At 69.9% G+C, this 24,830-nt stretch carries 24 protein-coding genes; 18 read left to right on the top strand and 6 right to left on the bottom strand.

The genetic code is table 11. The annotated features are described in order from the left end of the window. Window positions 1–123 precede the first annotated feature (123 nt). From tsaB to ACIPJY_RS10225, 4 genes are all read left to right on the top strand, one after another. Window positions 124–732 carry a tRNA (adenosine(37)-N6)-threonylcarbamoyltransferase complex dimerization subunit type 1 TsaB gene (tsaB, locus tag ACIPJY_RS10240; protein ID WP_400465036.1) on the top strand — a complete coding sequence of 203 codons (609 nt, stop codon included), beginning with the start codon at window positions 124–126 and terminating at the stop codon, window positions 730–732. After that, window positions 729–1,256, top strand: a complete 528-nt coding sequence (gene rimI / locus ACIPJY_RS10235; protein WP_400465039.1) for a ribosomal protein S18-alanine N-acetyltransferase — start codon at window positions 729–731, stop codon at window positions 1,254–1,256. The genes tsaB and rimI overlap by 4 nt, the downstream gene beginning before the upstream one ends. After that, entirely contained in the window at window positions 1,249–2,298 is a 1,050-nt protein-coding gene (tsaD, locus tag ACIPJY_RS10230) for a tRNA (adenosine(37)-N6)-threonylcarbamoyltransferase complex transferase subunit TsaD (RefSeq protein ID WP_400465041.1), read from the top strand. Before rimI ends, tsaD begins: the two co-directional genes overlap by 8 nt. 121 nt (window positions 2,299–2,419) lie before the next feature. After that, window positions 2,420–3,049: a DUF4190 domain-containing protein gene (locus ACIPJY_RS10225; RefSeq protein WP_400465044.1), complete on the top strand. Its 630-nt coding sequence runs from the start codon at window positions 2,420–2,422 to the stop codon at window positions 3,047–3,049. On the opposite strand, the gene ACIPJY_RS10220 is transcribed toward ACIPJY_RS10225, so the two are convergent. Beyond that, window positions 3,042–4,235 carry a methyltransferase domain-containing protein gene (locus tag ACIPJY_RS10220; protein WP_400465046.1) on the bottom strand — a complete coding sequence of 398 codons (1,194 nt, stop codon included), beginning with the start codon at window positions 4,233–4,235 and terminating at the stop codon, window positions 3,042–3,044. The genes ACIPJY_RS10225 and ACIPJY_RS10220 overlap by 8 nt on opposite strands. A gap of 147 nt (window positions 4,236–4,382) precedes the next feature. On the opposite strand from ACIPJY_RS10220, the gene groES reads away from it, so the two are divergent. Together groES and rarD are read left to right on the top strand one after the other, a co-directional pair. After that, entirely contained in the window at window positions 4,383–4,679 is a 297-nt protein-coding gene (gene groES / locus ACIPJY_RS10215) for a co-chaperone GroES (protein WP_056121496.1), read from the top strand. Window positions 4,680–4,753: 74 nt separating this feature from the next. Continuing rightward, window positions 4,754–5,695: an EamA family transporter RarD gene (gene rarD, locus ACIPJY_RS10210; RefSeq protein WP_400465049.1), complete on the top strand. Its 942-nt coding sequence runs from the start codon at window positions 4,754–4,756 to the stop codon at window positions 5,693–5,695. A gap of 107 nt (window positions 5,696–5,802) precedes the next feature. On the opposite strand, the gene ACIPJY_RS10205 is transcribed toward rarD, so the two are convergent. The 4 genes from ACIPJY_RS10205 to guaB all read right to left on the bottom strand — a co-directional run bounded on the left by ACIPJY_RS10205 (window position 5,803) and on the right by guaB (window position 10,834). Continuing rightward, entirely contained in the window at window positions 5,803–7,131 is a 1,329-nt protein-coding gene (locus ACIPJY_RS10205) for an ABC transporter substrate-binding protein (RefSeq protein WP_400465052.1), read from the bottom strand. A 636-nt stretch (window positions 7,132–7,767) separates the two neighbouring features. Then, complete coding sequence (locus ACIPJY_RS10200; RefSeq protein WP_400465055.1) at window positions 7,768–8,160, bottom strand: VOC family protein; 393 nt, start codon at window positions 8,158–8,160, stop codon at window positions 7,768–7,770. Between the two features lie 36 nt (window positions 8,161–8,196). Beyond that, complete coding sequence (locus ACIPJY_RS10195; protein WP_400465058.1) at window positions 8,197–9,081, bottom strand: hypothetical protein; 885 nt, start codon at window positions 9,079–9,081, stop codon at window positions 8,197–8,199. Between the two features lie 250 nt (window positions 9,082–9,331). After that, window positions 9,332–10,834: an IMP dehydrogenase gene (gene guaB / locus ACIPJY_RS10190; protein ID WP_400465061.1), complete on the bottom strand. Its 1,503-nt coding sequence runs from the start codon at window positions 10,832–10,834 to the stop codon at window positions 9,332–9,334. 276 nt (window positions 10,835–11,110) lie between these two features. On the opposite strand from guaB, the gene ACIPJY_RS10185 reads away from it, so the two are divergent. The 12 genes from ACIPJY_RS10185 to guaA all read left to right on the top strand — a co-directional run bounded on the left by ACIPJY_RS10185 (window position 11,111) and on the right by guaA (window position 23,638). Further along, window positions 11,111–12,544: a branched-chain amino acid ABC transporter permease gene (locus ACIPJY_RS10185; RefSeq protein WP_400465064.1), complete on the top strand. Its 1,434-nt coding sequence runs from the start codon at window positions 11,111–11,113 to the stop codon at window positions 12,542–12,544. Between the two features lie 9 nt (window positions 12,545–12,553). Further along, window positions 12,554–13,540, top strand: a complete 987-nt coding sequence (locus ACIPJY_RS10180) for a branched-chain amino acid ABC transporter permease (RefSeq protein ID WP_400465066.1) — start codon at window positions 12,554–12,556, stop codon at window positions 13,538–13,540. Then, window positions 13,533–14,486 (top strand): ABC transporter ATP-binding protein, encoded by a 954-nt coding sequence (locus tag ACIPJY_RS10175; RefSeq protein ID WP_400465069.1) that lies wholly within the window; start codon window positions 13,533–13,535, stop codon window positions 14,484–14,486. Before ACIPJY_RS10180 ends, ACIPJY_RS10175 begins: the two co-directional genes overlap by 8 nt. Continuing rightward, on the top strand, window positions 14,483–15,304 hold the full coding sequence (locus ACIPJY_RS10170) for an ABC transporter ATP-binding protein (RefSeq protein WP_400465072.1): 822 nt from the start codon (window positions 14,483–14,485) through the stop codon (window positions 15,302–15,304). Before ACIPJY_RS10175 ends, ACIPJY_RS10170 begins: the two co-directional genes overlap by 4 nt. A 211-nt stretch (window positions 15,305–15,515) precedes the next feature. Beyond that, a complete protein-coding gene (locus ACIPJY_RS10165; RefSeq protein ID WP_400465074.1) occupies window positions 15,516–15,692 on the top strand; it encodes a hypothetical protein in 177 nt (58 codons plus the stop codon). A gap of 58 nt (window positions 15,693–15,750) precedes the next feature. Further along, window positions 15,751–16,872 carry a GuaB3 family IMP dehydrogenase-related protein gene (locus tag ACIPJY_RS10160; protein ID WP_123654776.1) on the top strand — a complete coding sequence of 374 codons (1,122 nt, stop codon included), beginning with the start codon at window positions 15,751–15,753 and terminating at the stop codon, window positions 16,870–16,872. A gap of 82 nt (window positions 16,873–16,954) precedes the next feature. After that, on the top strand, window positions 16,955–18,826 hold the full coding sequence (locus ACIPJY_RS10155) for a glycerol-3-phosphate dehydrogenase/oxidase (protein ID WP_400465077.1): 1,872 nt from the start codon (window positions 16,955–16,957) through the stop codon (window positions 18,824–18,826). Between the two features lie 59 nt (window positions 18,827–18,885). Beyond that, on the top strand, window positions 18,886–19,419 hold the full coding sequence (locus tag ACIPJY_RS10150) for a cation:proton antiporter regulatory subunit (RefSeq protein ID WP_400465080.1): 534 nt from the start codon (window positions 18,886–18,888) through the stop codon (window positions 19,417–19,419). A gap of 5 nt (window positions 19,420–19,424) precedes the next feature. After that, window positions 19,425–20,840 carry a cation:proton antiporter gene (locus tag ACIPJY_RS10145; RefSeq protein WP_400465082.1) on the top strand — a complete coding sequence of 472 codons (1,416 nt, stop codon included), beginning with the start codon at window positions 19,425–19,427 and terminating at the stop codon, window positions 20,838–20,840. Between the two features lie 5 nt (window positions 20,841–20,845). Then, a complete protein-coding gene (locus ACIPJY_RS10140) occupies window positions 20,846–21,601 on the top strand; it encodes an SURF1 family cytochrome oxidase biogenesis protein (RefSeq protein WP_400468176.1) in 756 nt (251 codons plus the stop codon). Window positions 21,602–21,611: 10 nt separating this feature from the next. Further along, a complete protein-coding gene (locus ACIPJY_RS10135; protein ID WP_400465088.1) occupies window positions 21,612–22,058 on the top strand; it encodes a DUF3817 domain-containing protein in 447 nt (148 codons plus the stop codon). Then, window positions 22,055–23,638 (top strand): glutamine-hydrolyzing GMP synthase, encoded by a 1,584-nt coding sequence (gene guaA, locus ACIPJY_RS10130; protein WP_400465091.1) that lies wholly within the window; start codon window positions 22,055–22,057, stop codon window positions 23,636–23,638. Before ACIPJY_RS10135 ends, guaA begins: the two co-directional genes overlap by 4 nt. A 267-nt stretch (window positions 23,639–23,905) precedes the next feature. Here guaA and ACIPJY_RS10125 read toward each other — a convergent pair whose 3' ends face one another. Continuing rightward, window positions 23,906–24,766, bottom strand: a complete 861-nt coding sequence (locus tag ACIPJY_RS10125) for a Bax inhibitor-1/YccA family protein (protein WP_400465094.1) — start codon at window positions 24,764–24,766, stop codon at window positions 23,906–23,908. Window positions 24,767–24,830 lie beyond the last annotated feature (64 nt).

Here is a 24,830-nt window from a genome sequence, read left to right as displayed (position 1 = left end):
GAGGTGCGAGCCGACCCGAACGGCTCGCACAGCCCCCTGTCGGCCGGATCGGCGCGCTCGACAGCGCCGTGCTGCCCCCAGAGCGAGGGCGAACCAGCGGTTCTGTCCGCCTACGATGGACAGGTGCTGCTCGCGATCGACACCTCCGCCGGGACCTCCGTCGCCGTCGTCGACCCCGAGACCCGTCAGGTGCTCGCCGAACGCTCGACGGACGACACCCGACGGCACGCCGAGGTCATCGGCCCGTTCCTGCAGGGCGTCCTCGAAGACGCCGGCATCACCCCGGCCGACGTCACGGGAGTCGTCGCGGGCATGGGCCCGGGGCCGTTCACCGGACTCCGCGTCGGCATCGCCGCCGCACGCACCTTCGCCGCGGCACGCGGCGTCCCGTTCCTGCCGCTCGTCAGCCACGACGCCGTCGCCGCCGACGAAGCCGGACCGCTGGTCGTCCTGACGGACGCCCGCCGTCGCGAGGTCTACTGGAGCGTCTACGACCAGACCGGCACACGCGTCGGGGGTCCCGGACTCGCGAAGCCGGCGGATCTCGACGACGTGCTCGGAGCCTCCGGTCCGGAACGGCGGGTCACCGCCGCCACGATCCCGGCCGGGAGGCTCGGGTCGCTCGCCGCGGACCGGCTCGCCTCCGGTGGTCCCTTCGCCGAGGACCTGCCGCTCTACCTCCGCGACCCCGACGTCACGGTGCCGGGTGCGCCCAAGCGGGTGAAGCAGTGACCCTGCCCGACGGGCTGCGCCTGCGGCGCGCCCACCCGCAGGACCTCGACGACGTGATGTGGCTCGAGCACGCCTCGTTCCCCACCGACGCCTGGTCCGCGTCCCAGATGTCCGGCGAGCTGTACTCGCCGCACGGGTACTACGTCGTCGTCGAGACGACCGAGGACGGCGCGCCGACGATCGTCGGGTACGCGGGACTGTCCTCGCTCGCGGGGAACCCCGTCGCCGACGTGCAGACCATCGCGGTGTCGGCGGAGCACCGGGGGCAGGGCATCGGCCGGGTGCTGTTCACCGAGCTGCTCGACGAGGCCCGTCGCCGCGGCGTGGCCGAGGTCTTCCTCGAGGTCCGCGCCGACAACCCCGTCGCCCAGGCCATGTACACGGCGTTCGGGTTCGAGCACATCGCCACCCGGCCGCGCTACTACCAGCCGGACGGCGTGGACGCATGGGTGATGCGGGCAGCGCTCGCACCCGCAGCCACCCGCCGGACCGGTCCGATCGGACAGGAGATCCTCGATGACTGAACCCCTCGTGCTCGGCATCGAGACCTCGTGCGACGAGACCGGCGTCGGCATCGTGCGCGGGAACACCCTGTTGGCGAACGTCATCGCGTCCAGCATGGAGGAGCACGCACGCTACGGCGGTGTCGTGCCCGAGGTCGCCGCGCGCGCACACCTCGAGGCGATGACCCCGACCCTGACCCAGGCGCTGCAGCAGGCCGGCGTGACGCTCGACGAGCTCGACGCGGTCGCCGTCACCGCCGGGCCGGGCCTCGCCGGGGCGCTCATGGTGGGCGTGGGTGCGGCGAAGGCGCTCGCCGTGGCCACCGGCAAGCCGCTCTACGGGGTGAACCACCTGGTCGGACACGTCGGGGCGGACGTCCTCCGTGCCGACGGCAGCGCGTTGGAGCTGCCGACCGTGGCGCTCCTGGTGTCGGGTGGGCACACGTCGCTGCTGCTCGTCCGTGATCTCGTCGACGACGTCGAGCTCCTCGGCGAGACCATCGACGACGCCGCCGGAGAGGCCTTCGACAAGGTCGCGCGGCTGCTCGGGCTGCCGTACCCGGGCGGACCGCAGATCGACCGGGCCGCCGCTGAGGGCGACCCGACGGCGATCCGCTTCCCCCGCGGGCTGACGCTGCCGAAGGACATGGCGGCGCACCGCTACGACTTCTCGTTCTCCGGGCTGAAGACCGCCGTCGCGCGGTGGGTCGAACGCTGCCGCGACGAGGGCCGGGAGGTCCCCGTGGCCGACGTCGCCGCGTCGTTCCGGGAAGCCGTGGTCGACGTGCTGATCACCAAGGCGCTGAACGCCTGCCGCGACACCGGGGTGCCCCGGCTGCTCCTCGGGGGTGGGGTCGTCGCGAACGCCCGGCTCCGCGCCGTGGCCGAGGCCCGCTGCCAGGAGGCCGGGGTCGAGCTCCGCATCCCGCCCCTCGACCTCTGCACGGACAACGGTGCGATGATCGCGGCGGTCGGAGCCCGGCTCGTCGCCGGAGGACACGCGCCGAGCGACCTCGGGATCGCGGCGGACTCGACGCTGCCGGTCACCACCGTCCAGGTCTGAGGCTGCTGCGCGCTTGCGCCCTGCTGCGTGCTCCCGTCCTGCTGCGCGCTCGCGTCCTGCTCGTGCGCTCGTGTGGCAGGATCGAACGGACGACCGCACGGGCCGTCGGGAGGGGTGCAACGTGTCCGATCAGAACCAGTGGCCGAAGCCGGACGAGCAGCAGCCGAACGGGCCGGACGCCTCGCAGCAGCAGAACCCGTACAGCGCGCCGCAGGCGCCCCGGTACGGCGCGCCGCAGCAGCAGAACCCGTACGGCGGGCCGCAGCAGCAGAACCCGTACGGCGGGCCGCAGCAGCAGAACCCGTACGCCGCGCCGCAGCAACCGAACCCCTACGGCGCGCCGCAGCCGAACCCGTACGCGCAGCAGCAGAACCCCTACGCGCAGCAGAACCCGTACGCCGGTCCCGCCGACTACGCGAACACCGGGTACCAGCCGTACGGACAGCGTCCGAAGACGAGCATCCTGGCCATCCTGTCGATCGTGTTCGGCCTCGGTGCCGTGCCGTTCTTCTTCATCGCGATCCTGCTCGGCCCCGCCGGCGCGATCCTCGGCCACGTGGCGCTCGGCAAGATCCGTCAGACCGGTGAGCAGGGCCGTGGCCTCGCGCTGACCGGCATCATCGCCGGCTGGGTGATGACCGGCATCTGGATCCTCTGGATCGCCGTCGTGGTGTTCGCGATCGGCCACTCCGGCGGGTACTCGGACTACGGCACCGACTACGGCTCGGACTCCGGCGCGTTCGTCAGCTGAGTCGCTCGCACAGCACCGCGGTGTGCCGGCCCTCTAGCCGCGTGAGGACGAGGGTCATCCGCCGTGTGCCACCGCGCAGTCGCAGGCGCTTCCGGAACTGGGCGGGGTCGACGTCGACGCCGCGCTTCTTGATCTCGACCGTGCCGACGCCCTCCGCGGCCAGGCGAGCAGCGAGCTGCTTGACGTCGAGCGGCATCGTGTCGAGCACCCGGAACCCCTGCGCGAAGGGCGTCGTCACGGCCTGCTCGGACGTGACGTAGGCGATCCCCTCCGACAGCATCCGGCCGTCGATCGAGCGCGCCAGGTCGCCGATCAGCCGCGCCCGGATGACCGCACCGTCGGGCTCGTACAGGTACGCGCCGATCGCGCCGACTTCGACGTCCTCGGCGTCCGTGGCCCCGGTCAGCTCGGCGATGCCGTGCGCGCCGATGACGGTCGCGGCGCGGCGGACACCCGGGCGTGCGAGCGGGCCGAACCAGAGCGCGAGCTCGACGACCTCCCGGTCGACGGAGGTCCACTGTGCCTCTGCCGTGTCCGGGATCAGGTCGCGGTCGATGCCCGGACCGAGCTTCACGCCGGTCGGGGTGGTCGTCGCGGCCGCGAACACGGTGTCGAGCGACGGCGACCAGTCGTCCGGGTCCGCGAGCCGGCGGGTGTTCGTGTGTCCGGACGTGCGGCGAGCCGGGTCCATCCAGACGCCGTCGACGCTCGACACGTCGAAGGTCGCCGCGTCGCCGAGCACCACGCGGGCGTCCGGCCACGGTGCGAGGTTGTGCGTCGCGACCGCCGCCGTCACCTCGTCCCGGTCGACCGCCGTGACGTCGAGGTCGAGGGCAGCCATCGCGAGTGCGTCACCGCCGATCCCGCAGCCGAGGTCCGCCACCCGGTGCAGACCGGCCGCGGCGAACCGCCCGGCGTGCTGGGCGGCGACGGAGAGCCGGGTCGCCTGCTCGAGGCCGGCCTCGGTGAACAGCATCCGGCTCGCGAAGTCCCCGAACTTGCCACGGGCCTTGAGCCGGAGCTTCGCCTGCGTGAGCACCGCGGCGACCAGGCGGGGGTCGTGTCCCTCGGCCCGGAGGCGGGACACCACGCGGACGATCTCGCCGTCGTCGGACACGGCGGGCGTCCGGTCGAGGAGCGCCATCCCGTCCGGGGTCAGGAGCTGAGCGAGTTCGGTGGCGTCCATGAGACGATCCTGTCATCACCAGGAGGACTGGCACTCGGATTGACCGAGTGCCAGAGGCCCCCTACAGTTGGACCTGGCACTCTCGTGTGCGTAGTGCCAACCGGTTTTCATCTGTACCGAGTCAGTACCGAGAAAGAAGAGGTCACCGTGGCCGTCACCATCAAGCCGCTCGAAGATCGCATCGTCATCCGTCAGGTCGAGGCGGAGCAGACCACCGCTTCCGGTCTCGTCATCCCGGACACCGCGAAGGAGAAGCCGCAGGAGGGCGAGGTCGTGGCCGTGGGTCCGGGTCGCATCGACGACAACGGCAACCGCGTCCCGCTCGACGTCGCCGTCGGCGACAAGGTCATCTACTCGAAGTACGGCGGCACCGAGGTCAAGTACTCGGGCGAGGACCTGCTGGTCCTCTCGGCTCGCGACGTCCTCGCGGTCATCGAGCACTGACACCAGTTCCACCCGTCGGACGCCCCGGCAGCCTCGTGCTGCCGGGGCGTTCGCCGTGTCCGTAGCATTGGTCCGTGACGGAGCGCGTGCCCAGGAGCGAAGCATCGGTCGGCGTCGTGCAGGCCGTGGTCGCCTACGGGCTCTGGGGGCTGATGCCGCTGCTGTTCGCGGCGATGGCGCCCGGCGGCGCGTTCGAGATCGTCGCGTGGCGGATCGTCTTCGGGCTGGGCTTCTGCGCGATCGCGATCCTCGTCACGCGCTCGTGGCTGCGCACGCGTTCCCTGATCGTCCAGCGTCGGGTGATGGGCGTGATGGCGATCGCCGCGGTGCTCATCGTCGTGAACTGGACCGTGTACGTGATCGCGACGACGACGGGTCACACGGTCGAGGCGGCGCTCGGGTACTTCATCAACCCGCTCGTCACGATCGCCCTCGGGGTCGTGCTGCTGCGCGAACGCCTCCGTCCGGCGCAGTGGACCGCGGTCGGCATCAGCATCCTGGCGGTCGTCGTGATCGCGGTCGGCTACGGGCAGATGCCGTGGATCTCGCTCGTGCTGGCGTTCTCCTTCGGGCTCTACGGCCTGGTGAAGAAGCGCGTCGGCGGGACCGTCGACGCCCTGTCCGGGCTGACGATCGAGACGATGTGGCTGACACCGGTCGCGGTGGTGACGCTCGTGGTGCTCGGCGTGACCGGCATCGGCGGCGGCGTCACGTTCGGCGGCGCGGGCTGGGTGCACGCGCTCATCATGATCGGGGCGGGTCCGGCGACGGCCGTCCCGCTGCTGCTCTTCGCATCGTCGGCCCGGCGGCTGTCGCTGTCGACGCTCGGGCTGACCCAGTACCTGACGCCGGTGATGCAGCTGATCGTGGGGGTGACGATCCAGCACGAGGCGATGTCGACGTCGCGGTGGATCGGCTTCGGCATCGTGTGGGTCGCCCTGGTGATCCTCTCCACGGACTCGTTCTTGGCCGCGCGCCGTGCCCGCCGCACCACGGCACCAGCGGTGCCGGCCTGACGGAGCCGAGCCGGGCCTCCCGTCCGGCGTTCGCGCCCCCACGCGGAAACGACAGTTCTCCGCGGATCGTCCGCGGAGAACTGTCGCTTCGTGGTGGTGCGGTGCGGCTACTTCTTGACCGAGCCCTGGATGGCGCTCTGGTAGACCGGCTTGTTGTCACCGTCGAACTTGTAGATGCCGATGTAGGCGCTCGACGGGTCGTTGTTCGAGTCGAACGGACCGATGCCGGACGGGCCCGTGTAGTGGATGTCCTTGCCGTCGTCCAGCAGGGCCTTGCAGTCCTTGAACGTCGAGCACTCGGTGCCGCCGTCGACCCCGGAGACCTTGTCCATGTTCGCCTGGATCGTGCCGGAGTCGGTGCCCTTGCCCTTCACCGCGGCCAGCGCGGCGAGGGTGGTGGCGTCGTAGGACTCAGCAGCGTACGAGTAGTCCGCGAGCTCCTTGCCCGACGACTTCTTGTAGTACGCGGCCAGGCGCTGCTTCAGGTCGTCCTTCGGCGAGGCGCCGGGGATCGTGCCCTGCGCACCGGTCAGCGTGCCCTTGTCGAAGTCCTTCGAGTAGTCGGCCGTGTTGCCGTCCGACATGTAGACCTTCGACATGTCCCAGCCCTGCGAGACGAGCTCCGGGATGATCGACTTGGTCTCGTCGAACGCCAGCACGACGATCGCGTCGGGCTTGGCGGCGAGGGCCGCGGTCACCTCGGACGAGAAGGTGGTCTGCCCTGGCGGGAACTCCTGGCCCTTGCCCTTGGCGCCGTAGACGACCTGGCCACCGGAGGACTCGACGGCCTCCTGGACGGAGTTGCGGAGACCCGTGCCGTACGTGTCGTTGAACACGAGGAACGCGACCTTGGCGTTGCCGTCACCCGTGACGAGCTGGCCGAGCGCCGAACCCTGCACCGAGTCCGGCGGAGCGGTCCGGTAGTAGTACGACGAGTAGCCCGAGAGGTCGGACGCGGTGTTCGCGGGGGAGATCTCCACGATGCAGTTGCTGGTGAGCTGGTCGATGACGTTGAGCGTCACGGACGAGGACTCGGCGCCGATCGCGACCGGGACCTTGGCGTTCACGAGCTTCGACGCCGCCGAGCTCGACACCGTCATGTCCGTGCTGTCGCCGGAGTCCGTCTGCGGGTCGATGGTGACGTCCTTGTCGAGCACACCGCCGGCCGCGTTGATGTCGTCGACCGCCAGGCCCACACCGGCCTCGGCCGGCGGGTTCAGGTAGGCGAGCGAGCCCGTGAGGGGCAGGATCGTGCCGATCTTCAGTGCGTCGGTGCCGGGCGACGACGGGGCCTCGCAGCTGGCCGCCGGGTCTTTCTTGGACGCGGAGGCGGACGACGACGGGTCGGCGCTGCCGGAGGTCGAGCATGCCGCGAGCAGCACCGCCGCGACTCCCGCCAGTGCCAGCGCCGTGGTGGCGCGGGTGGTTCTGATCATCCGTGGAACCCTTTCTCGGCACGGGGGCTGTTGTCGCATCGGGTCGAGTGCGACGCCTCCGTGTGGGGATGCGAGCAAAAGTAGGGTCCGGGTGTTTCGCCCGTGTGACGGGGCGGTACGGAAAGTGTTTCGTTACCGAGCCGTGACGAAAGCTGTGCGGATGTTCGGGATCAGCGGCGGGGAGGTCGTCCGGCTGTGCGTGCGTGTTGCGTTGTGTGTGGGTTGGCTGGCGCGGCGGGTTCCTGGGGGCCTGTTTCCTGAGTGCCGTCGGGTCCTTGGGGCGCCGCGGCGTTCGGGTGGTGCTGCGGTGTTCGGGTGGCGCCGCGGTGCCCTTGGGGCGCCGTGGTGTTTGGGTGGCGCCGCGGTGTTCGGGTGGCGCCGCGGTGCCCTTGGGGCGCCGCGGTCTTCTCGAGACGCCGCGGTGTTCGGGGGCGTTTCGAGGAGTCCCCGGTGTCTCGGGACGAAGGCGGTGCCGGCGGGGTGTGGCTGGGCGGTGTAGCTCGGCGGTGGGCTGGGGTTCGCGGGGCCAGCGAGCGGGGCTGCCGGGCGCGGCCGGGTGGTGCGGGGGCGCGGCGAGTGTGGCCGGCGCGCGGGGCGGCCGGCCAGGCGAGTGTGGCCGGCGCGCGGGAGGCTGCGTCAGCGGTCGGTGGCGTCGAGTTCGGCCTGGGACCGGAGCACGCAGAACTCATTGCCCTCGGGGTCGGCCAGGATGACCCAGCCGCCGGCCGGGGTCCTCCGGTCCGCGAGCTCGACCGCGCCGATCCCGCGGAGCCGCTCCACCTCGGCGTCACGCGTCCGATCGGTCGGGCGCAGGTCGAAGTGGATCCGGTTCTTCACGGACTTCGGTTCGGGTACCTCGATGAACAGGATGCGGTGGGAGCCGTCCGCTGCCAGGATCATGCACTCCTCGTGCCCTGGCTGGTTCGGGTCGTCCGGGTCGTCGCGGTACCCGAGGACCTGACGCCACCACTCCGAGAGCGTGTACGCGTCGCGGCAGTCGATCGAGGTGTGAGAGACGGCGCTGACCATGCCCGGAGCGTAGTCCGCGCGCCCGCGCTCAGCGCCTCAGCGCCGCGGTGTTCCCCCTGCCGCTCGGAGTACCGGGACCCCGGCTCGCAGCAGCACGTGGGCGAGTGCGGCGGGCGATACGGCCTCGCGCATCGTCCACCGTGCCACCGCCCGGACCTCCGGGTGCCGGCGCAGCGCGTCCTCCCGGAGCTTCTCGTCCCACAGCGCGTCGTGGTCGGCGTACTTCACACGCCCGTCGAACTCCCCGACGACACCGTGCTCTGGCCACCAGAAGTCGACGCGGAACCGGCCGACGTCGGTGTCGAACTCCTGCTGCAGGACGGGCGCGCGCACCCGGAGCTCCCGAGCGGTCACCCGGCTGATGGACTCGCCGGGGGACTCGGCCAGGGGATCGGCGAACGCCAGCGCATCCCGGGCCCTGCCGACGCCGCGACGTCCGCCGAGCCTGCCGAGGACCTGTTCCAGCTCGTCCCGCGTGACGAGTTGCCGGTGCAGGAGGTGGTCGAACACCGCGACGCCCTGCGCGGAGGACCCCGTCCGTGCGACGTCGACTGCCGTGCGCACGAGGGACGTCACCGGCACGCCGTCCACGGTCGTCGTCTCGGCAGGAGCGAGCGGGGCGACGTGCCGGACCACGCCGCGGCCGCTGTGCGTCCGTTGCACCCGCGCGTCGATCAGGTGCAGGCGGGCATCTGGACGGTCGACGTCCGGCAGCCCCCAGAGCGCCGCGGCGGAGCGGTGGGAGACCACACCGGGTGACCGCAGCGCGGCGTACCGGCCGCGGACTAGGAGTCGCCGACGCTCGAGATGCCCGAGCGTCTCCCACTGGCCCCGTTCGACGGCGGCGCCGTGGAACAGCCGGACGGGGTCCACGAGCGTGGTCGGGGTGCGGATGAGCAGCGCGTGCGGAGGAGCTTCCATACCCGCAGCCTGGCCGTGCCCGACATCCCGGACGGCAGGTGCGCTGGAGTCCGTGGAGAACGCCGCCGCGCTGCCTCCCTGTGGAGGACCCGGCTGGCGCCCCTGGGAACGCGAAACGCCCCCGTCCGCCCGAGACGCCGCCGAATTCGGCGGTGTCTCGAGGGGACAGGGGCGTCTCGACCGGATCAGGCCGCCAACAAGCCGTCAGTCAGCCGGATCAGGCCGCCAGCCAGCCAAGCAGCCAGCCCGACTACCGGCTGTAGTTCGGCGCCTCGACGACCATCTGCACGTCGTGCGGGTGCGACTCCTTCAACCCCGCCGGGGTGATCCGGACGAACTTGCCGCGCGCCTTGAGCTCCGGGATCGTCCGACCGCCGACGTAGAACATCGACTGCCGCAGCCCACCGACGAGCTGGTACACGACGTTCGCGACGGAGCCGCGGTACGGGACCTGGCCCTCGATGCCCTCCGGGACGAGCTTGTCGTCCGAGGGGACGTCCGCCTGGAAGTAGCGGTCCTTCGAGTACGAGGTCTTCTTGCCACGGGTCTGCAGCGCGCCGAGGGAGCCCATCCCGCGGTACGCCTTGAACTGCTTGCCGTTGACGAAGACCAGGTCACCCGGGGACTCGTCGGTGCCGGCGAGCAGCGAGCCGAGCATCACGGTGTCGGCACCGGCCACGAGGGCCTTCGCGATGTCGCCCGAGTACTGCAGGCCGCCGTCGGCGATGACCGGCACGCCGGCTTCGCGCGCCGCGAGCGAGGCCTCGTAGACAGCGGTGACCTGCGGCACGCCGACACCGGCGACGACGCGGGTGGTGCAGATCGAACCGGGGCCGACCCCGACCTTGACCGCGTCCACGCCGGCGTCGATGAGCGCCTGGGCGCCTTCGCGGGTGGCTGCCTGGCCGCCGATGACGTCGACACCGTCGAACGCCGGGTCGGCCTTCAGACGGCGGACCATGTCGAGCACGCCGGCGCTGTGGCCGTTCGCGGTGTCCACGACGAGCACGTCGACGCCCGCTTCGAGCAGGGCCGTCGCACGCTGCCACGCGTCACCGAAGAACCCGATCGCCGCACCGACGCGCAGGCGTCCGGCGTCGTCCTTGGTGGCGTCCGGGTACTTCTCGCTCTTGTCGAAGTCCTTGACGGTGATGAGCCCGCGGAGCTTGCCGTCCGCGTCGACGAGGGGCAGCTTCTCGATCTTGTGCTCGGCGAAGATCGCGACGGCGTCGTCCGGGTCGATGCCGACGGGCGCGGTGATCAGCGGCGCCTTCGTCATGACGTCGCGGACGAACGTGGTCTGCTGCTCGAACGGCGCCACGAACCGCATGTCGCGGTTGGTGATGATGCCGACGAGCGTGCCGTCACCCTCGACCACGGGCAGGCCGGAGACGCGGAACTGTCCGCAGAGCGCGTCGACCTCGGCCACGGTGGCGTCCGGGTTGGTGGTCACCGGGTTCGTGATCATGCCCGACTCGGAGCGCTTGACCTTGTCGACCGCTGCGGCCTGGTCCGCGATGGACATGTTGCGGTGCAGGATGCCGATGCCGCCCTGGCGCGCCATCGCGATCGCCATGCGGGCTTCGGTGACGGTGTCCATCGCCGCGGAGAGCAGCGGGACGTTGACCGTGATCCGCTTGGTGAGCCGGGACGTCGTCGACGCCTCGCTCGGGATGACGTCGGTGTACCCCGGCAGGAGCATGACGTCGTCGTACGTGAGTCCGATGAATCCGAACGGATCCGGCTGGTCCATGGGTCCCCTTCGTGGGCGAGGTGAAGCGGTCGAGACACCGGACGCAGCGTCGGGTTCCGGATAGACCATGCTAACGCGCGCGGCGGGTCGCGCATTCCGGCCTGCGCCCGGTGGGGACGGGCTCCGGATCCGGCCGGGAGGCCGGGGTCGCCTCCGCAACGCACGGTTCCTCCACAGCGTCACAGTTACGCCACGAATTCCACAGGGAATCTTTTGGAAACACGGGTGACACAAAATCACCATAGGTTCCTCGTCATCCGAACGAGAGGCTCTTCCGTGGGATCCATCACTCCTGCGGGGTCGGCGCTGCTGCGCCGATTCCGCCCCGGTGCGCCAGGCCGTCGCCGACTGGTGCTCGTCGTCGTGCTCGTCGCGGCGTTCCTGGCGACCTTCCTGATCGACTGGGCGGTGACGCTCCCGGCCCAGGGAGCGACCACCAGCGCGACGGCGACCGCCAGCGCGAGCGCGAGCACCGCGCCGTCCAGCACCCAGCCCTGCACCGTCAGCACGACGAACGGCTGCATCCAGGGCACGATCCTCGACTCGGAGCGCAAGCCGGCTCCGGGCGTCGACGTCGACGTCGCGGGCCCGTCGGGCTTCACGGCGACGTCGACCACGACCGACACCGGCCGGTGGTCGGTGAGCGTCCCGGCCTCCGGTCAGTACACGGTGACCGTGGACCAGGACACCCTGCCGAAGGGCCAGTACCTGACGAACGCGGCCGACGCGAAGCGCACGGTGCAGGCGAACCTCAACGCCAACGCCGGCCAGATCTTCCAGCTGTCCGACCAGCAGGGCGCGACGACGAGCGACGCCACGACGAGCGTCACCGCCGCACGGGCCTGGCAGCAGTTCGTGTCCGGGATCCGGCTCGGCCTGCTCATCGCCCTCGCGTCGATCGGGCTGTCGTTGATCTACGGCACCACGGGCCTGTCGAGCTTCTCCCACGGTGAGCAGGTCACGCTCGGCGGCCTCCTCGCGTACGTCTTCGCGAACCAGCTCGGCTGGAACATCTGGCTCGCGGGCGTGGTCGTGGTGGTCCTCTGTGCGGCGAGCGGCTACTTCCAGGACATGGTCATCTGGAAACCGCTGCGGCGCCGTCGGATCAGTCTCACGCAGCTCATGATCGTGACCATCGGCCTGTCGATCGCGGCGCAGTACGCGTTCCAGTACTTCTTCGGTGCGTCGACGGTCCGCATCCAGCAGAGCAACCCGTCGACGGTCACGTTCGCCGGGGTCACGCTGACGGTGCAGTCCTACGTGGCGATGGGCATCGCGCTCGTCGTCCTGATCGCCACCGGGCTCTTCCTCGCCAAGACCCGGTTCGGCCGGGCGACCCGAGCGGTCTCGGACAACCCGGCACTCGCGTCGGCGTCCGGCATCGACGTCGACCGGGTGATCCGGTTCGTGTGGACGCTCGCCGCCGGCCTGGCCGGGCTCTCGGGCGTGATGCTCGGGCTCGTGCTCAACGGCGTGAACTGGCAGACCGGTCTGCAGCTGCTCCTGCTCATGTTCGCGGCCGTGACCCTCGGTGGTCTCGGCACCGCGTACGGCGCACTGGTCGGATCGATGATCATCGGCGTCGTCGTCGAGCTCACGAACCTGGTGCTGCCGGGCGACTTCAAGTACGCCACCGCACTCGTCATCCTCATCCTCATCCTGCTGTTCCGGCCGCAGGGCATCTTCGGCCGTGCCGAGCGGATCGGCTAAGGGGCAGTCATGGACTACATCGTCAACCTCCTCAGCGCGCTGACGCAGGAGGCCCTCGCGCCCACCACGGCGGCGTTCGCGCTCGCCGCGATCGGGCTGAACGTGCACTTCGGGCTCACCGGACTGGTGAACATGGGCCAGGCGGCGTTCCTGCTGCTCGGCGCCTACGGCTTCGCGATCTCGATCACGAACGGGCTGCCCCTCGGGATGGCCGTCCTGGTCGCGCTGCTCGTCGCGATCGTGTTCGCGATCATCCTCGGCATCCCGACGCTGCGGCTCCGCGGTGACTACCTGGCGATCGTGACGATCTCCGGCGCGGAGATCATCCGCATGGTCGGCAGGTCGAGTCTCCTGACCACGACCACCGGCGGATCGAACGGCATCACCGGGTCGAGCTACCGCGACTCCTTCAACGCGCTGAGCTTCCTGCCGGACGGCACGACGACCATCCTGTGGTTCACGTACTCGAACAACGGCGTCAACGGCTGGTGGATCCGCATCGTCGGTTGGGGGCTCGTGGCCCTGTTCACCTTCGTGCTGTTCCTGCTGATGCGCAGCCCGTGGGGCCGCGTCGTGAAGGCCATCCGCGAGGACGAGGACGCGGTCCGCTCCCTCGGCAAGAGCGTGTACTCGTACAAGATGCAGGCGCTCGTGTTCGGCGGTGCGCTCGGAGCCCTGGCCGGCATCATCTACGTCCTGCCGAGTTCGGTGCAACCGGACGCGATGGGCCGCTCGATGACGTTCTTCATCTGGACGGCGCTCATCCTCGGCGGCGCTGCGACCGTGTTCGGGCCGGTGCTCGGATCGATCCTGTTCTTCGTCCTGCGGCTCTTCATCCGCACCCTCGCCGGGGACTTCATCCCCGACTCCATCATGAACTCGCAGCAGGCCGAGCAGTTCTCCTACGTGCTCGTCGGCGTCGCGCTCATGCTGCTCATCGTCTTCCGCCCACAGGGTCTCCTCGGGAACAAGAAGGAGCTGACGTTCAGTGTCTGAACCATCGACGACCACGGTCGCGCACACCCCGGGCTCCGCGAAGCCGGACCCGATCCTCACGGTCGACGCAATCACCCGTCGCTTCGGCGGCATGACGGCGGTGGACGTGGACCACCTCGAGGTCCAGCGGGGCTCGATCACCGCCCTGATCGGCCCGAACGGTGCCGGCAAGACCACGTTCTTCAACCTGCTCACCGGCTTCGACAAGCCGTCGAGCGGCAAGGAAGCCCGCTGGGTCTTCAACGGGAAGACGCTCGGCAACACCGGAGCGGCGAAGGTCGCCCGCGCCGGCATGGTGCGCACGTTCCAGCTCACCAAGGCGCTGTCCCGCCTCACCGTGATGCAGAACATGCTGCTCGGCGCGAAGGACCAGCCCGGCGAGAACTTCTTCGCCGCGCTGATCAAGCCGGTGTGGTCGAAGCGCGAGCGGGAGATCACCGCCAAGGCCGAGGACCTGCTCGCCCGCTTCAAGCTGCTCGAGAAGAAGGACGACTACGCCGGTTCGCTCTCGGGCGGCCAGCGGAAGCTCCTCGAGATGGCACGGGCGCTGATGTCCGACCCGACGATGATCATGCTCGACGAGCCGATGGCCGGCGTGAACCCCGCGCTGACCCAGTCGCTCCTCGGCCACATCCAGTCCCTGCGCGACGACGGCATGACCGTGCTCTTCGTGGAGCACGACATGCACATGGTCCGGCACATCTCGGACTGGGTCGTCGTCATGGCGGAAGGGCGCGTCGTCGCGGAGGGCCCGGCCGGCACCGTGATGGACGACCAGGCGGTCATCGACGCGTACCTCGGTGCACACCACGACACCGACCTCGGTGACGACTCGCTCCTCACCGAGGAGACCTACGAGGAACTCGCCGAAGAGGTCGCTGAGGAAGACCAGGCGGAAGACAGCGCGGCGGACACCGCCGCCGACGACGGGAAGGCGACCCGATGACCGACGCAACGAACCCGCTCGAGCCGAGCCCAGCCTCCAAGCCGGTCGGAGCGCCCACCGGCGGGACCGCCACGGCCACGCTGGAACCGGTGATGCGCGCCAGTGGTCTGGTCGCTGGGTACCTGCCCGGGGTGAACATCCTCAACGGCTGCGACCTGGAGTGCTACCCCGGCGAGCTGATCGGCATCATCGGCCCGAACGGCGCCGGCAAGTCCACGCTCCTCAAGGCACTGTTCGGCCTGGTCTCCGTGCGTGAGGGCTCGGTCACCCTGCAGGGCGAGGACATCACCAACATGAAGGCGAACAAGCTCGTGCAGGCGGGCGTCGGCTTCGTGCCGCAGACGAACAACGTGTTCCCCTCGCTCTCCATCGAGGAGAACCTGCAGATGGGGCTGTACCTGCGGCCCGGGAAGTTCGCCGAGCGCCTCGAGGTCATCTACGACCTCTTCCCGGTGCTCGGACAGCGCAAGGGGCAGCGTGCCGGTTCGCTCTCCGGTGGTGAACGGCAGTCGGTGGCGATGGCGCGCGCACTGATGATGGACCCGAAGGTGCTGCTGCTCGACGAGCCGAGCGCGGGGCTGTCCCCGGTGCGCCAGGACGAGACCTTCATCCGCACACGCCGGATCAACAAGGCCGGTGTGTCGATCATCATGGTCGAGCAGAACGCGCGACGCTGTCTGCAGATCTGCGATCGTGGGTACGTGCTGGACCAGGGCAGGAACGCCTACTCGGGCACCGGACGCGAGCTCGCCGACGACCCCAAGGTCATCGAGCTCTACCTCGGGACGCTCGCCAAGGACGTCGACGCCGCTCGCTGAGCGGGGTCGACCGCCGGTGCCACTGTGGGGGTGGTACCGGCACCGAGAGGGGTCGTGCGAAGACGCGTCAGCGCCGCACGGCCCCTCTCCCACGCGCCGCCACGTGCGCGAGGCGCCCCTGTCCACCCGAGGCGCCGCGGAATCCGGCGGCGTCTCGGGAGCCGAGCGGTGTCTCGCGCGCTGAGCGGCGTCGCACTGGTAGGTTCCCGCCGTGCACAGAGTGTCGGACATCGCGATGGACGTCCTGGTCTGGATCGTGTTCGCTGTGCTCTTCGTCGGCGCCGCGCTCCTGGTCAAGGTCGCTGCCGCGCTGCTCGTCGTGCTCGTCGTCCTGGCGCTCGGCCTCGGGCTGACGCTCCGCGTGCTGCGTCGACGCCGCGCCCGCTGACCGTCACCAGTCCGGCTGGACCGTGCGGCGCGAGAACCCCGCCCGGTAGGCTTGCCGGGTGAGTGAAGTCGAGATCGGTGCAGGCAAGCGCGGACGACGGGCGTACGCGTTCGACGACATCGCGGTGGTTCCCTCGCGGCGCACCCGTGACCCGCGTGACGTGAACGTCCAGTGGTCGATCGACGCCTTCACGTTCGAGGCACCGATCCTCGCGGCGCCGATGGACTCGGTGTCCTCGCCCGCCACGGTCATCCAGATGGGCCGGCTCGGCATCCTCGGCGTGCTCGACCTCGAGGGCCTCTGGACCCGCTACGAGGACCCGGAGCCCTACTACGCCGAGATCCGCGCGCTCACTGACGGCAACGTCACGAAGCGCATGCAGGAGATCTACGCCGAGCCCGTCAAGGCCGAGCTGATCACCGCGCGCCTCGCCGAGATCCGTGCCGCCGGGGTCCCCGTCGCCGGGTCCCTCAGCCCGCAGCGCACGCAGGAGTTCTCCCAGACCGTCGTCGACGCCGGTGTCGACCTCTTCGTCATCCGCGGCACCACGGTCTCCGCCGAGCACGTCTCGCAGAGCACCGAGCCGCTCAACCTCAAGAAGTTCATCTACGAGCTCGACGTCCCGGTGATCGTCGGCGGCGCCTCGACCTACACCGCGGCGCTGCACCTGATGCGCACCGGTGCGGCCGGTGTCCTCGTCGGGTTCGGTGGCGGCGCTGCTTCGACCACGCGTGCCGCACTCGGCATCCACGCCCCGATGGCGACCGCGGTGGCCGACATCGCCGGTGCCCGCCGCGACTACATGGACGAGTCCGGCGGCCGGTACGTGCACGTCATCGCGGACGGCGGTCTCGACACCGCCGGCGACGTCGTCAAGGCGATCGCGATGGGCGCCGACGCGGTCATGCTCGGCACCGCCCTCGCCCGTGCGACCGAAGCGCCCGGCGGCGGCTTCCACTGGGGTGCCGAGGCGCACCACCCGGAGCTGCCCCGTGGCCGTCGGGTCGAGGTCGGCACGATCGCTCCGCTCGAGAACGTCCTGAACGGCCCGACCCCCACGTGGGACGGCCGCGCGAACATCGTCGGCGCGCTCCGCCGGTCGATGGCCACCACCGGATACTCCGACGCCAAGGAGTTCCAGCGAGTAGAAGTGGTCGTGGCGCCGTACCACCAGCAGTGACGGTGGCACCCGTACAGCGCGGGTGACGCCACGGCGCTCGACGACAAGCACGCATGACGTGCTCGGCAGCGCGGAGGCGACCATGGCAGCGACGGTCTCGGGCAAGAAGGCACCCACCGGAGCGTTCGGAACGGCGGGGTTCGACCCCGGAGCGAAGCTCGGCCCCGACGAACGCGCGGCGGCGATCGAGGCGCTGAAGACCAAGGAGCTCGACGTCCTGGTCGTCGGCGGCGGGATCGTCGGCGGCGGCAGTGCCCTCGACGCGGTGACCCGTGGCCTCAGCGTCGGCATCGTCGAGGCGCGGGACTGGGGATCCGGGACCTCGAGCCGGTCGTCGAAGCTCGTGCACGGCGGCATCCGGTACCTCGAGCAGCTCAACTTCGCCCTCGTCCGCGAGGCCCTCATCGAGCGCGGCCTGCTCCTGCAGCGCATCGCCCCGCACCTGGTGAAGCCCGTCCGGTTCCTCTACCCGCTCAACCACCGCGTGTGGGAGCGGTTCTACATCGGGATCGGCATGGCGATGTACGACGCCTTCAGCTGGTCAGGTGGCCGCCCGCCCGGAGTGCCGCACCACCGGCACCTCAGTCGCACGCAGGTCCTCCGCTCGATGCCGTCCCTCAAGAAGGACGCCTTCGTCGGCGGCATGACCTACTACGACGCGCAGGTCGACGACGCGCGCTACGTGTCCTCGCTGGTCCGCACGGCGGCGTCGTACGGCGCACACGCTGCCGCGCGCGTCCGCATCGAGGGCTTCATCAAGGTCGGGGAGCGGGTCGTCGGGGCCCACGCCCACGACATCCAGACGGGCGAGAAGTTCGACATCCGCGCCAAGCAGGTCGTCAACGCGACCGGTGTGTGGACCGACGACACCCAGGCGATGGTCGGCACCCGGGGGCAGTTCAAGGTCCGCGCGTCCAAGGGCGTGCACCTGGTCATCCCGCGCGACCGCTTCCAGTCGAACATGGGCATGATCCTCCGCACCGAGAAGAGCGTGCTGTTCGTCATCCCGTGGGGACGGCACTGGCTCGTCGGCACGACCGACACCGACTGGTACCTCGACAAGGCGCACCCGGCGGCGACCGCTGCCGACATCGACTACATCCTCGAGCACGTCAACAAGGTGCTCCGCGTCCCGCTCACCCGCGAGGACGTCGAGGGCGTCTACGCCGGACTCCGGCCGCTGCTGGCCGGCGAGTCCGACCAGACGTCGAAGCTCAGCCGCGAACACGTCGTCGCGCACACCGCCCCCGGGCTGGTCGTCGTCGCGGGCGGCAAGTGGACGACGTACCGCGTGATGGGCAAGGACGCCATCGACGAGGCCGTCGCCGCGATGGACGGCAAGATCCCGGGCTCGACCACCGAGGACATCCCGCTGCTCGGCGCCGAGGGCTACCCGGCCGCCTGGAACAAGCGCGGCCGCACCGCGCGGGCCTTCGGCGTGCACAAGGTGCGGATCGAGCACCTCCTGAACCGGTACGGCACGCTGACGACCGAGGTGCTCCAGCTCGTGAAGGAGGACCCGGCGCTGGCCGAGGCCCTGCCCGGCGCGGACGACTACATCGGCGCCGAGGTCGTGTACGCGGCATCGCACGAGGGTGCCCTGCACCTGGAGGACGTCCTCGCCCGCCGCACGCGCATCTCGATCGAGGCCTGGGACCGCGGCGAGTCGGCGGCCCCCGTCGCAGCGAAGCTCATGGCCGACGTCCTCGGGTGGGACCAGGAGCAGACCGAGGCCGAGGTGTCGAACTACCTCAAGCGCGTCGCGGCCGAGCGTGCGTCGCAGCTGGAGCCCGACGACGAGTCCGCGGACCGCGTTCGCCTGGAGGCACCCGACATCGCGTTCGGCTTCGAGGAGGACGACGTCAAGGTCCCCGGCGCCGGATCGGGCACCACCGACGGCGCCAAGGCATCCGATGAACAGGTCATCGGCGAGAAGACCACCGAACCCGAGTAGACCGGAATGGAGCGGGTCCGCCAGTGGTTACCATTGGCGTACTCGAAAAGGGAGCCATCATGGTCGACGTTCATCGCGTCAAACTCCCCGGAGTCGGCGTGTTGCACAGCTTCTACACCGACGACGGTGGCAAGTGTGGTGTCATCACGCACCGGTCGGGGCACTCCGACCTCATCTCGTTCGCCGACGTCTCGGACGGCGCGGACAAGTCCGAGAAGGTGTCGCTGCGCCTCAGTGAGGACGAAGCGCACACCCTCGCAGAGCTGCTCGGCGGCACCCGCATCACCGAGGGCCTCGACAAGCTCGACGAGATCCCCGGCCTCTCCATCGACTGGTTCTCCGTCGACTACGACGACGCCATCGCGGGCAAGCCCCTCGGCGACCTGCACGACTCCGGCTTCATCGGCCTGACCGTCGTGGCCGTCGTCCGCGGTGACAGTGCCAACCCGGCGCCCTCACCGGACTTCGTCGTCTTCCCCGGCGACACCATCGTCGTGGCCGGCTCCCCCGAGAAGGTCGCGAAGGCCTTCTCGTTCTACCGCAGCGGTGAGCTCGCGGCGGCGGCTGAGGCCTCGGCCCCGCCCGGAAGGTAACGCGCTTGGACCTCGGTGGTGAGCTGCTGACCATCGGCGGCCTGTTCCTCATCGCCTACGTCCTCGGACGACTCGGCAAGCTCATCGGCCTGCCCGCCATCCCGATCTACATGATCGTGGGGCTCATCGCGAGCCCGCACACGCCCTGGATCGGGCTGAGCGTCGAGTCCCACACGATCGAGCTGATCGCGACCTTCGGGTTGATCCTGCTGCTCTTCAACCTCGGACTGGAGTTCGACCAAGAGGAGTTCTACGGCAACGCCGGCAAGCTCCTGGTCTCCGGGGGCACGTACGTCGCGATCAACATGGCCGCCGGGTTCGCGTTCGGCTTCTCACTCGGCTGGGGCACCCGCGAAGCGCTCGTGATCGCGGGCATGACCGCGACGTCGTCGAGTGCGATCGTGACGAAGCTCCTCATCGAGCTCCGCCGGCTCGCCAACGACGAGACCCCGATGATCCTCGGCGTCACCGTGATCGAGGACGTCTTCATCGCCATCTACCTGGCGATCGTCTCCGTCGTGCTGTCCGGCGACACGAACATCTGGGGCGTGATCGGCAAGCTCGCGCTCGCGTTCGGCTTCCTCATCGTGATGTTCAGCCTGGCGCGGTGGGGCGGGAAACAGGTCTCGCGGATCTTCGCGACCCGGGACGACGAGCTCTTCACCATCCTGTTCTTCGGCCTCGCGGTGATGTTCGGTGGCATCGGCGACCTGCTCGGCGTGACCGACGCGATCGGCGCCTTCGTCATCGGCCTCCTCTGCGGCGCCACGCGGTACCGCGACCGGATCGAGCAGCTCGCGCTCCCGATGCGTGACGTCTTCGCGGCGTTCTTCTTCGTCAACTTCGGCCTCGGGCTCGACATCTCCACCTTCGGTGAGGTCGTCTGGCCCGTCCTCGCGGCCATCGGCATGACCGTGGTGCTGAACGCCGTCGCAGGTCAGCTGGTCGCCCGGATGAACGGCTTCAACGCCCAGCAGGGCATCAACACCGCCGTCATCCTGGTGAACCGTGGCGAGTTCGCGCTGATCCTCGCGACGCTCTCGGCTGCCGCCGGCCTGGAGGCTCGGATCACCGCGTTCGCGGGCCTCTACGTCCTGATCATGGCGGTTCTCGGCCCCGTGCTCGCGTCGAACTCGGACCGGATCGGCCGCCTCGTGCTGCGCCCGGCACGGGTGCGCAAGCTGCGCGGCCGGGAGCGCGCCGCCGCCGAGGCGGCGGCAGCGCGGAAGGCCGAACGGGACGCCCGGTTCGCCGAGGAGATCGCCCTCGTGGAGGCTGCTGGCAGGGACGAGCGGGAGAATGAGGAACCGGAGACGACTCCCACGCCCGAGCCGGAGACGGTGAGCACGGGGACGTCGTCGGTCGAGATCCCCGCCGAGCGCCCCGAACGCCCGGCACGCCAACGCGATCCGGAGTACTGAAACGCATGTGGGCCGTTGCCCGACGACCGAGGTGGATCGCGCTGCTGTTGCTGGCGCTGGTCCTCGCTGCGGTGTTCGCCTTCCTCGGCAAGTGGCAGCTCGAGCGGAGCATCGAGAACGGCAAGCCACTGCCGGCCACCACCGAGACCCGACACGTGCTGTCGGACGTCTCGAAGCCCGAGCGGGGCGTCGGCGACAGCCTCGCCGGCCAGAAGGTGAGTGTCACCGGCCGCTTCGTGGCAGGTGACACGACCGTCCTGACCGGCCGCAGCGGCGGCGGCCGCTACCAGACCGTGGGACACATGGTCGACACGGTCACCGGAGCGAGCCTCCCGGTCGTCATCGGGTGGTCCGACCAGCGCTCGGCCGCCGTCGCCGGCGGTGACCGACTGGCGGACGGCGCGACCGTCACGGTGCAGGGCCGGTACTACCCGTCGGAGTCACCGGACCAGGACGCCTTCCAGAAGAGCGAGTACTCGGCCGTCGCGCCCGCCCGTTTCGTGAACACGTGGAAGGCCTTCGACGACCGGATGTACGGCGGGTACGTCGTCGCCGACGGCACCACCGCGTCGGCCGCCGACCTCGGCACCGTGGCCGACCGCGCCCCCACCAGGGACGTCCAGTTCGACTGGCTCAACCTCTTCTACGCGGTCGAGTGGGTCGTCTTCGCCGGGTTCGCCGTGTTCCTGTGGTGGCGCTTCGTGAAGGACGCCTGGGAGCGCGAGAACGAGGACGAAGAGGTCCTCCTCACACGACGGTAGGATGGCCGATATGGCTCTGACCGTCCGAACCCGCGACATCCCGAAGATCCCGGGGGCGGTGAAGTGGTACCGCGTCTCGGCGTACATCACCGGTGTGCTGCTGCTCGCCCTGGTGATCGAGATGGTCATCAAGTACACGCCGCTGCACCTCGAGATGCAGCTCGGCGCGGGCGCGTTCTTCGTGCCCGAGGGCACGGCGGGCAAGGACCCGGGCACGTTCAACCTGTCGATCGGCATCCTCATCGCCCACGGCTGGCTGTACGTGCTGTACCTGTTCACCGACTTCCGCCTGTGGAGCATCATGCGCTGGAAGCCCATCCGCTTCCTGCTCATCGCCCTCGGCGGCATCATCCCGTTCATGTCGTTCGTGGTCGAGCACCGCATGCAGAAGATCGCCATGGACACCTACCACGAGCTGACCGCGCAACAGGCGCGTGAGAAGGAGGCCGCTCGGTGAGCGAGACCGAACAGCGCCCCGTCCTGGTCGTCGACTTCGGAGCACAGTACGCGCAGCTCATCGCTCGCCGCGTGCGTGAGGCGAACGTCTACAGCGAGATCGTCCCGCACTCGATCTCCGCCGAGGAGATCCGCGCGAAGGACCCGGCAGCCATCGTGCTGTCCGGTGGTCCGTCGTCGGTCTACGAGCAGGGCGCCCCGTCCCTCGACGGCGAGATCCTCGAGCTCGGCGTGCCCGTGCTCGGCATCTGCTACGGCTTCCAGGCCATGGCCACCGCACTCGGCGGCACCGTCGCGAACACCGGGCTCCGCGAGTACGGCGCGACCGACGTCTCCGTCACGGGGACCGACAGTGTCCTGCTCGGCGGACAGCCGGCGTCCCAGACCACGTGGATGTCGCACGGCGACTCCGTGTCGGAAGCCCCGGCGGGCTTCGAGGTCCTGGCGTCCAGCTCGTCGACCCCCGTCGCCGCCTTCGCCTCCGACGAGCGCAAGCTCTACGGCGTGCAGTGGCACCCCGAGGTCAAGCACTCCGCGTTCGGCCAGGCCGTGCTCGAGAACTTCCTGCACCGTGCCGCCGGACTCCCCGGCGACTGGAACTCGGCGAACGTGATCGAGGAGCAGGTCGCCCGGATCCAGGCCCAGGTCGGTTCCTCCCGCGTGATCGCCGGGCTCTCGGGCGGTGTCGACTCCGCCGTCGCCGCGGCGATCGTGCACAAGGCCGTCGGTGACCAGCTCACGTGTGTCTTCGTGGACCACGGGCTCCTCCGCGCTGACGAGCGCAAGCAGGTCGAAGAGGACTACGTCGCCTCGACCGGTGTGCGCCTCGTCACGGTCGACGCCGAGCAGCAGTTCCTCGACGCCCTCGCCGGCGTGAGCGACCCCGAGCAGAAGCGCAAGATCATCGGGCGCGAGTTCATCCGCACGTTCGAAGCCGCGGCCGAGGCACTCGTCCTCGAGGCCCGCGCGTCCGACGACTCCGACTCCGAGGTCAAGTTCCTCGTGCAGGGCACGCTCTACCCCGACGTCGTCGAGTCCGGCGGTGGTGCCGGCACGGCGAACATCAAGTCGCACCACAACGTCGGCGGCCTCCCCGAGGACATGACGTTCGAGCTCGTCGAGCCGCTCCGCACCCTGTTCAAGGACGAGGTCCGCGCGGTCGGCCGCGAGCTCGGGCTGCCCGAGGTCATCGTCGGACGCCAGCCGTTCCCCGGCCCGGGCCTCGGGATCCGCATCGTGGGTGAGGTCACTGCCGAGCGGCTGTCACTCCTGCGTGAGGCCGACAAGATCGTCCGTGAGGAACTCACCGCCGCGGGCCTCGACCAGGAGATCTGGCAGTGCCCGGTCGTCCTGCTCGCCGATGTCCGTTCCGTGGGCGTCCAGGGCGACGGCCGCACCTACGGGCACCCCATCGTGCTCCGTCCGGTCTCGTCCGAGGACGCCATGACCGCGGACTGGACGCGTCTGCCGTACGACGTGCTCGCGAAGATCTCGAACCGCATCACGAACGAGGTCGCGGACGTCAACCGCGTCGTGCTCGACGTCACGTCGAAGCCGCCGGGGACGATCGAGTGGGAGTGAGCGTCTGACGCTCCCGGGGGCCCGTCGAGCATCGCTCGGCGGGCCCTCTCGCGTGTGGGGGGGCGGCGGGCGGCTCGGGGTGCCGTAATTGCGGCATCTCGACGCGCCACACGCGCGACTCGTGGAACCGCGGCGCCCGGAAGCGGCGAGTCGCGGAACCTCGGGAAGACGTGGAGTGGCGCTCCGGGCGCCTCCGGGGCCCGGGCATGACGAAGGGCCCCGGCGTACTCGCCGGGGCCCTTCGCGTTCGTGCGGGTGCTGCGCGTGCTAGTTGCGCTGGCTGCTCGCGATGATGGCGAGGATGCGCAGGATCTCCAGGTAGAGCCAGACGAGCGTCACGATGAGCCCGAACGCCGCCGTCCACCCGTAGATGCGCGGGGCGCCGCGCTGGACACCCGTCTTGATCTGGTCGAAGTCGAGGATGAGTGAGTACGCGGCCATGATGACCACGAAGATGCCGATCACGACGCCGAGCGGGATGCCGAAGACCTCGTAGCCGAGGAGCCCGAACGCGGTGTTCGTGACGCCGGTCCACATCAGGATGAGGTTCACGAGCGAGAACGCCATGTACCCGACGATCGCGACGAGGAAGAACTTGGTCGCCTTCGGGGTCGCGCGGACCTTGCCCGAGGTGAACAGCAGGAGCGTCACGAAGAAGACGCCGAGGGTGCCGAACACCGCCTGCGTGACGATGCCTTCGAACGCGCTGTTGTAGTACCCGGAGATCCCGCCGACGAAGAGCCCTTCGAAGAAGGCGTACGCCAGCACGAGACCTGCGGACGGCTTCTTCTTGAAGGTGTTCACGAGCGCCAGCACGAAACCGATGAGCGCGCCGGCGATCCAGACGATCGGGGGGAGGTTCCAGCCGGCCACGGCACCGACGACCAGCACGCCGAACGCCATGAGCGTCTTGATGATGGTGTCTTCGTACGACATGCGGTCCGTGTCGACGGTGTTCGCCGACGGACGGTCGTACATGTGCTGCAGCTGCTCGGGCGTCATGCCCGCTGACTGCTGCGGGGTCTGGCCCCATCCGGACCGCTGCTGCGAGTTGGCGCCGGCGCCCCAAGCGTTCCGGCCCGCGTCGTTGAAGGCGGGGGACTGGTCGAAACCGGGCTTGAAAGCCATGGTGTCCTCGTGATTCCTCTGGATTCGGGTCGTCGAGCGGGAACGTGGACCGTTCCTTCGCGTC

This window comes from Curtobacterium sp. NPDC090223 (genome assembly GCF_044746585.1).
Classification (GTDB): domain Bacteria; phylum Actinomycetota; class Actinomycetes; order Actinomycetales; family Microbacteriaceae; genus Curtobacterium.
Note: the sequence above shows the minus strand (reverse complement) of the source record. Positions and strands in the feature narration are given on the sequence as shown.

Coding starts and splice junctions, on each gene's coding strand:
- tsaD (WP_400465041.1), top strand. CDS start 1,249: ATGACTGAACCCCTCGTGCTCGGCATCGAGACCTCGTGCGACGAGACC.
- ACIPJY_RS10220 (WP_400465046.1), bottom strand. CDS start 4,235: ATGGACGCCACCGAACTCGCTCAGCTCCTGACCCCGGACGGGATGGCG.
- ACIPJY_RS10205 (WP_400465052.1), bottom strand. CDS start 7,131: ATGATCAGAACCACCCGCGCCACCACGGCGCTGGCACTGGCGGGAGTC.
- ACIPJY_RS10200 (WP_400465055.1), bottom strand. CDS start 8,160: ATGGTCAGCGCCGTCTCTCACACCTCGATCGACTGCCGCGACGCGTAC.
- ACIPJY_RS10195 (WP_400465058.1), bottom strand. CDS start 9,081: ATGGAAGCTCCTCCGCACGCGCTGCTCATCCGCACCCCGACCACGCTC.
- guaB (WP_400465061.1), bottom strand. CDS start 10,834: ATGGACCAGCCGGATCCGTTCGGATTCATCGGACTCACGTACGACGAC.
- ACIPJY_RS10180 (WP_400465066.1), top strand. CDS start 12,554: ATGGACTACATCGTCAACCTCCTCAGCGCGCTGACGCAGGAGGCCCTC.
- ACIPJY_RS10170 (WP_400465072.1), top strand. CDS start 14,483: ATGACCGACGCAACGAACCCGCTCGAGCCGAGCCCAGCCTCCAAGCCG.
- ACIPJY_RS10155 (WP_400465077.1), top strand. CDS start 16,955: ATGGCAGCGACGGTCTCGGGCAAGAAGGCACCCACCGGAGCGTTCGGA.
- ACIPJY_RS10150 (WP_400465080.1), top strand. CDS start 18,886: ATGGTCGACGTTCATCGCGTCAAACTCCCCGGAGTCGGCGTGTTGCAC.
- ACIPJY_RS10140 (WP_400468176.1), top strand. CDS start 20,846: ATGTGGGCCGTTGCCCGACGACCGAGGTGGATCGCGCTGCTGTTGCTG.
- ACIPJY_RS10135 (WP_400465088.1), top strand. CDS start 21,612: ATGGCTCTGACCGTCCGAACCCGCGACATCCCGAAGATCCCGGGGGCG.
- ACIPJY_RS10125 (WP_400465094.1), bottom strand. CDS start 24,766: ATGGCTTTCAAGCCCGGTTTCGACCAGTCCCCCGCCTTCAACGACGCG.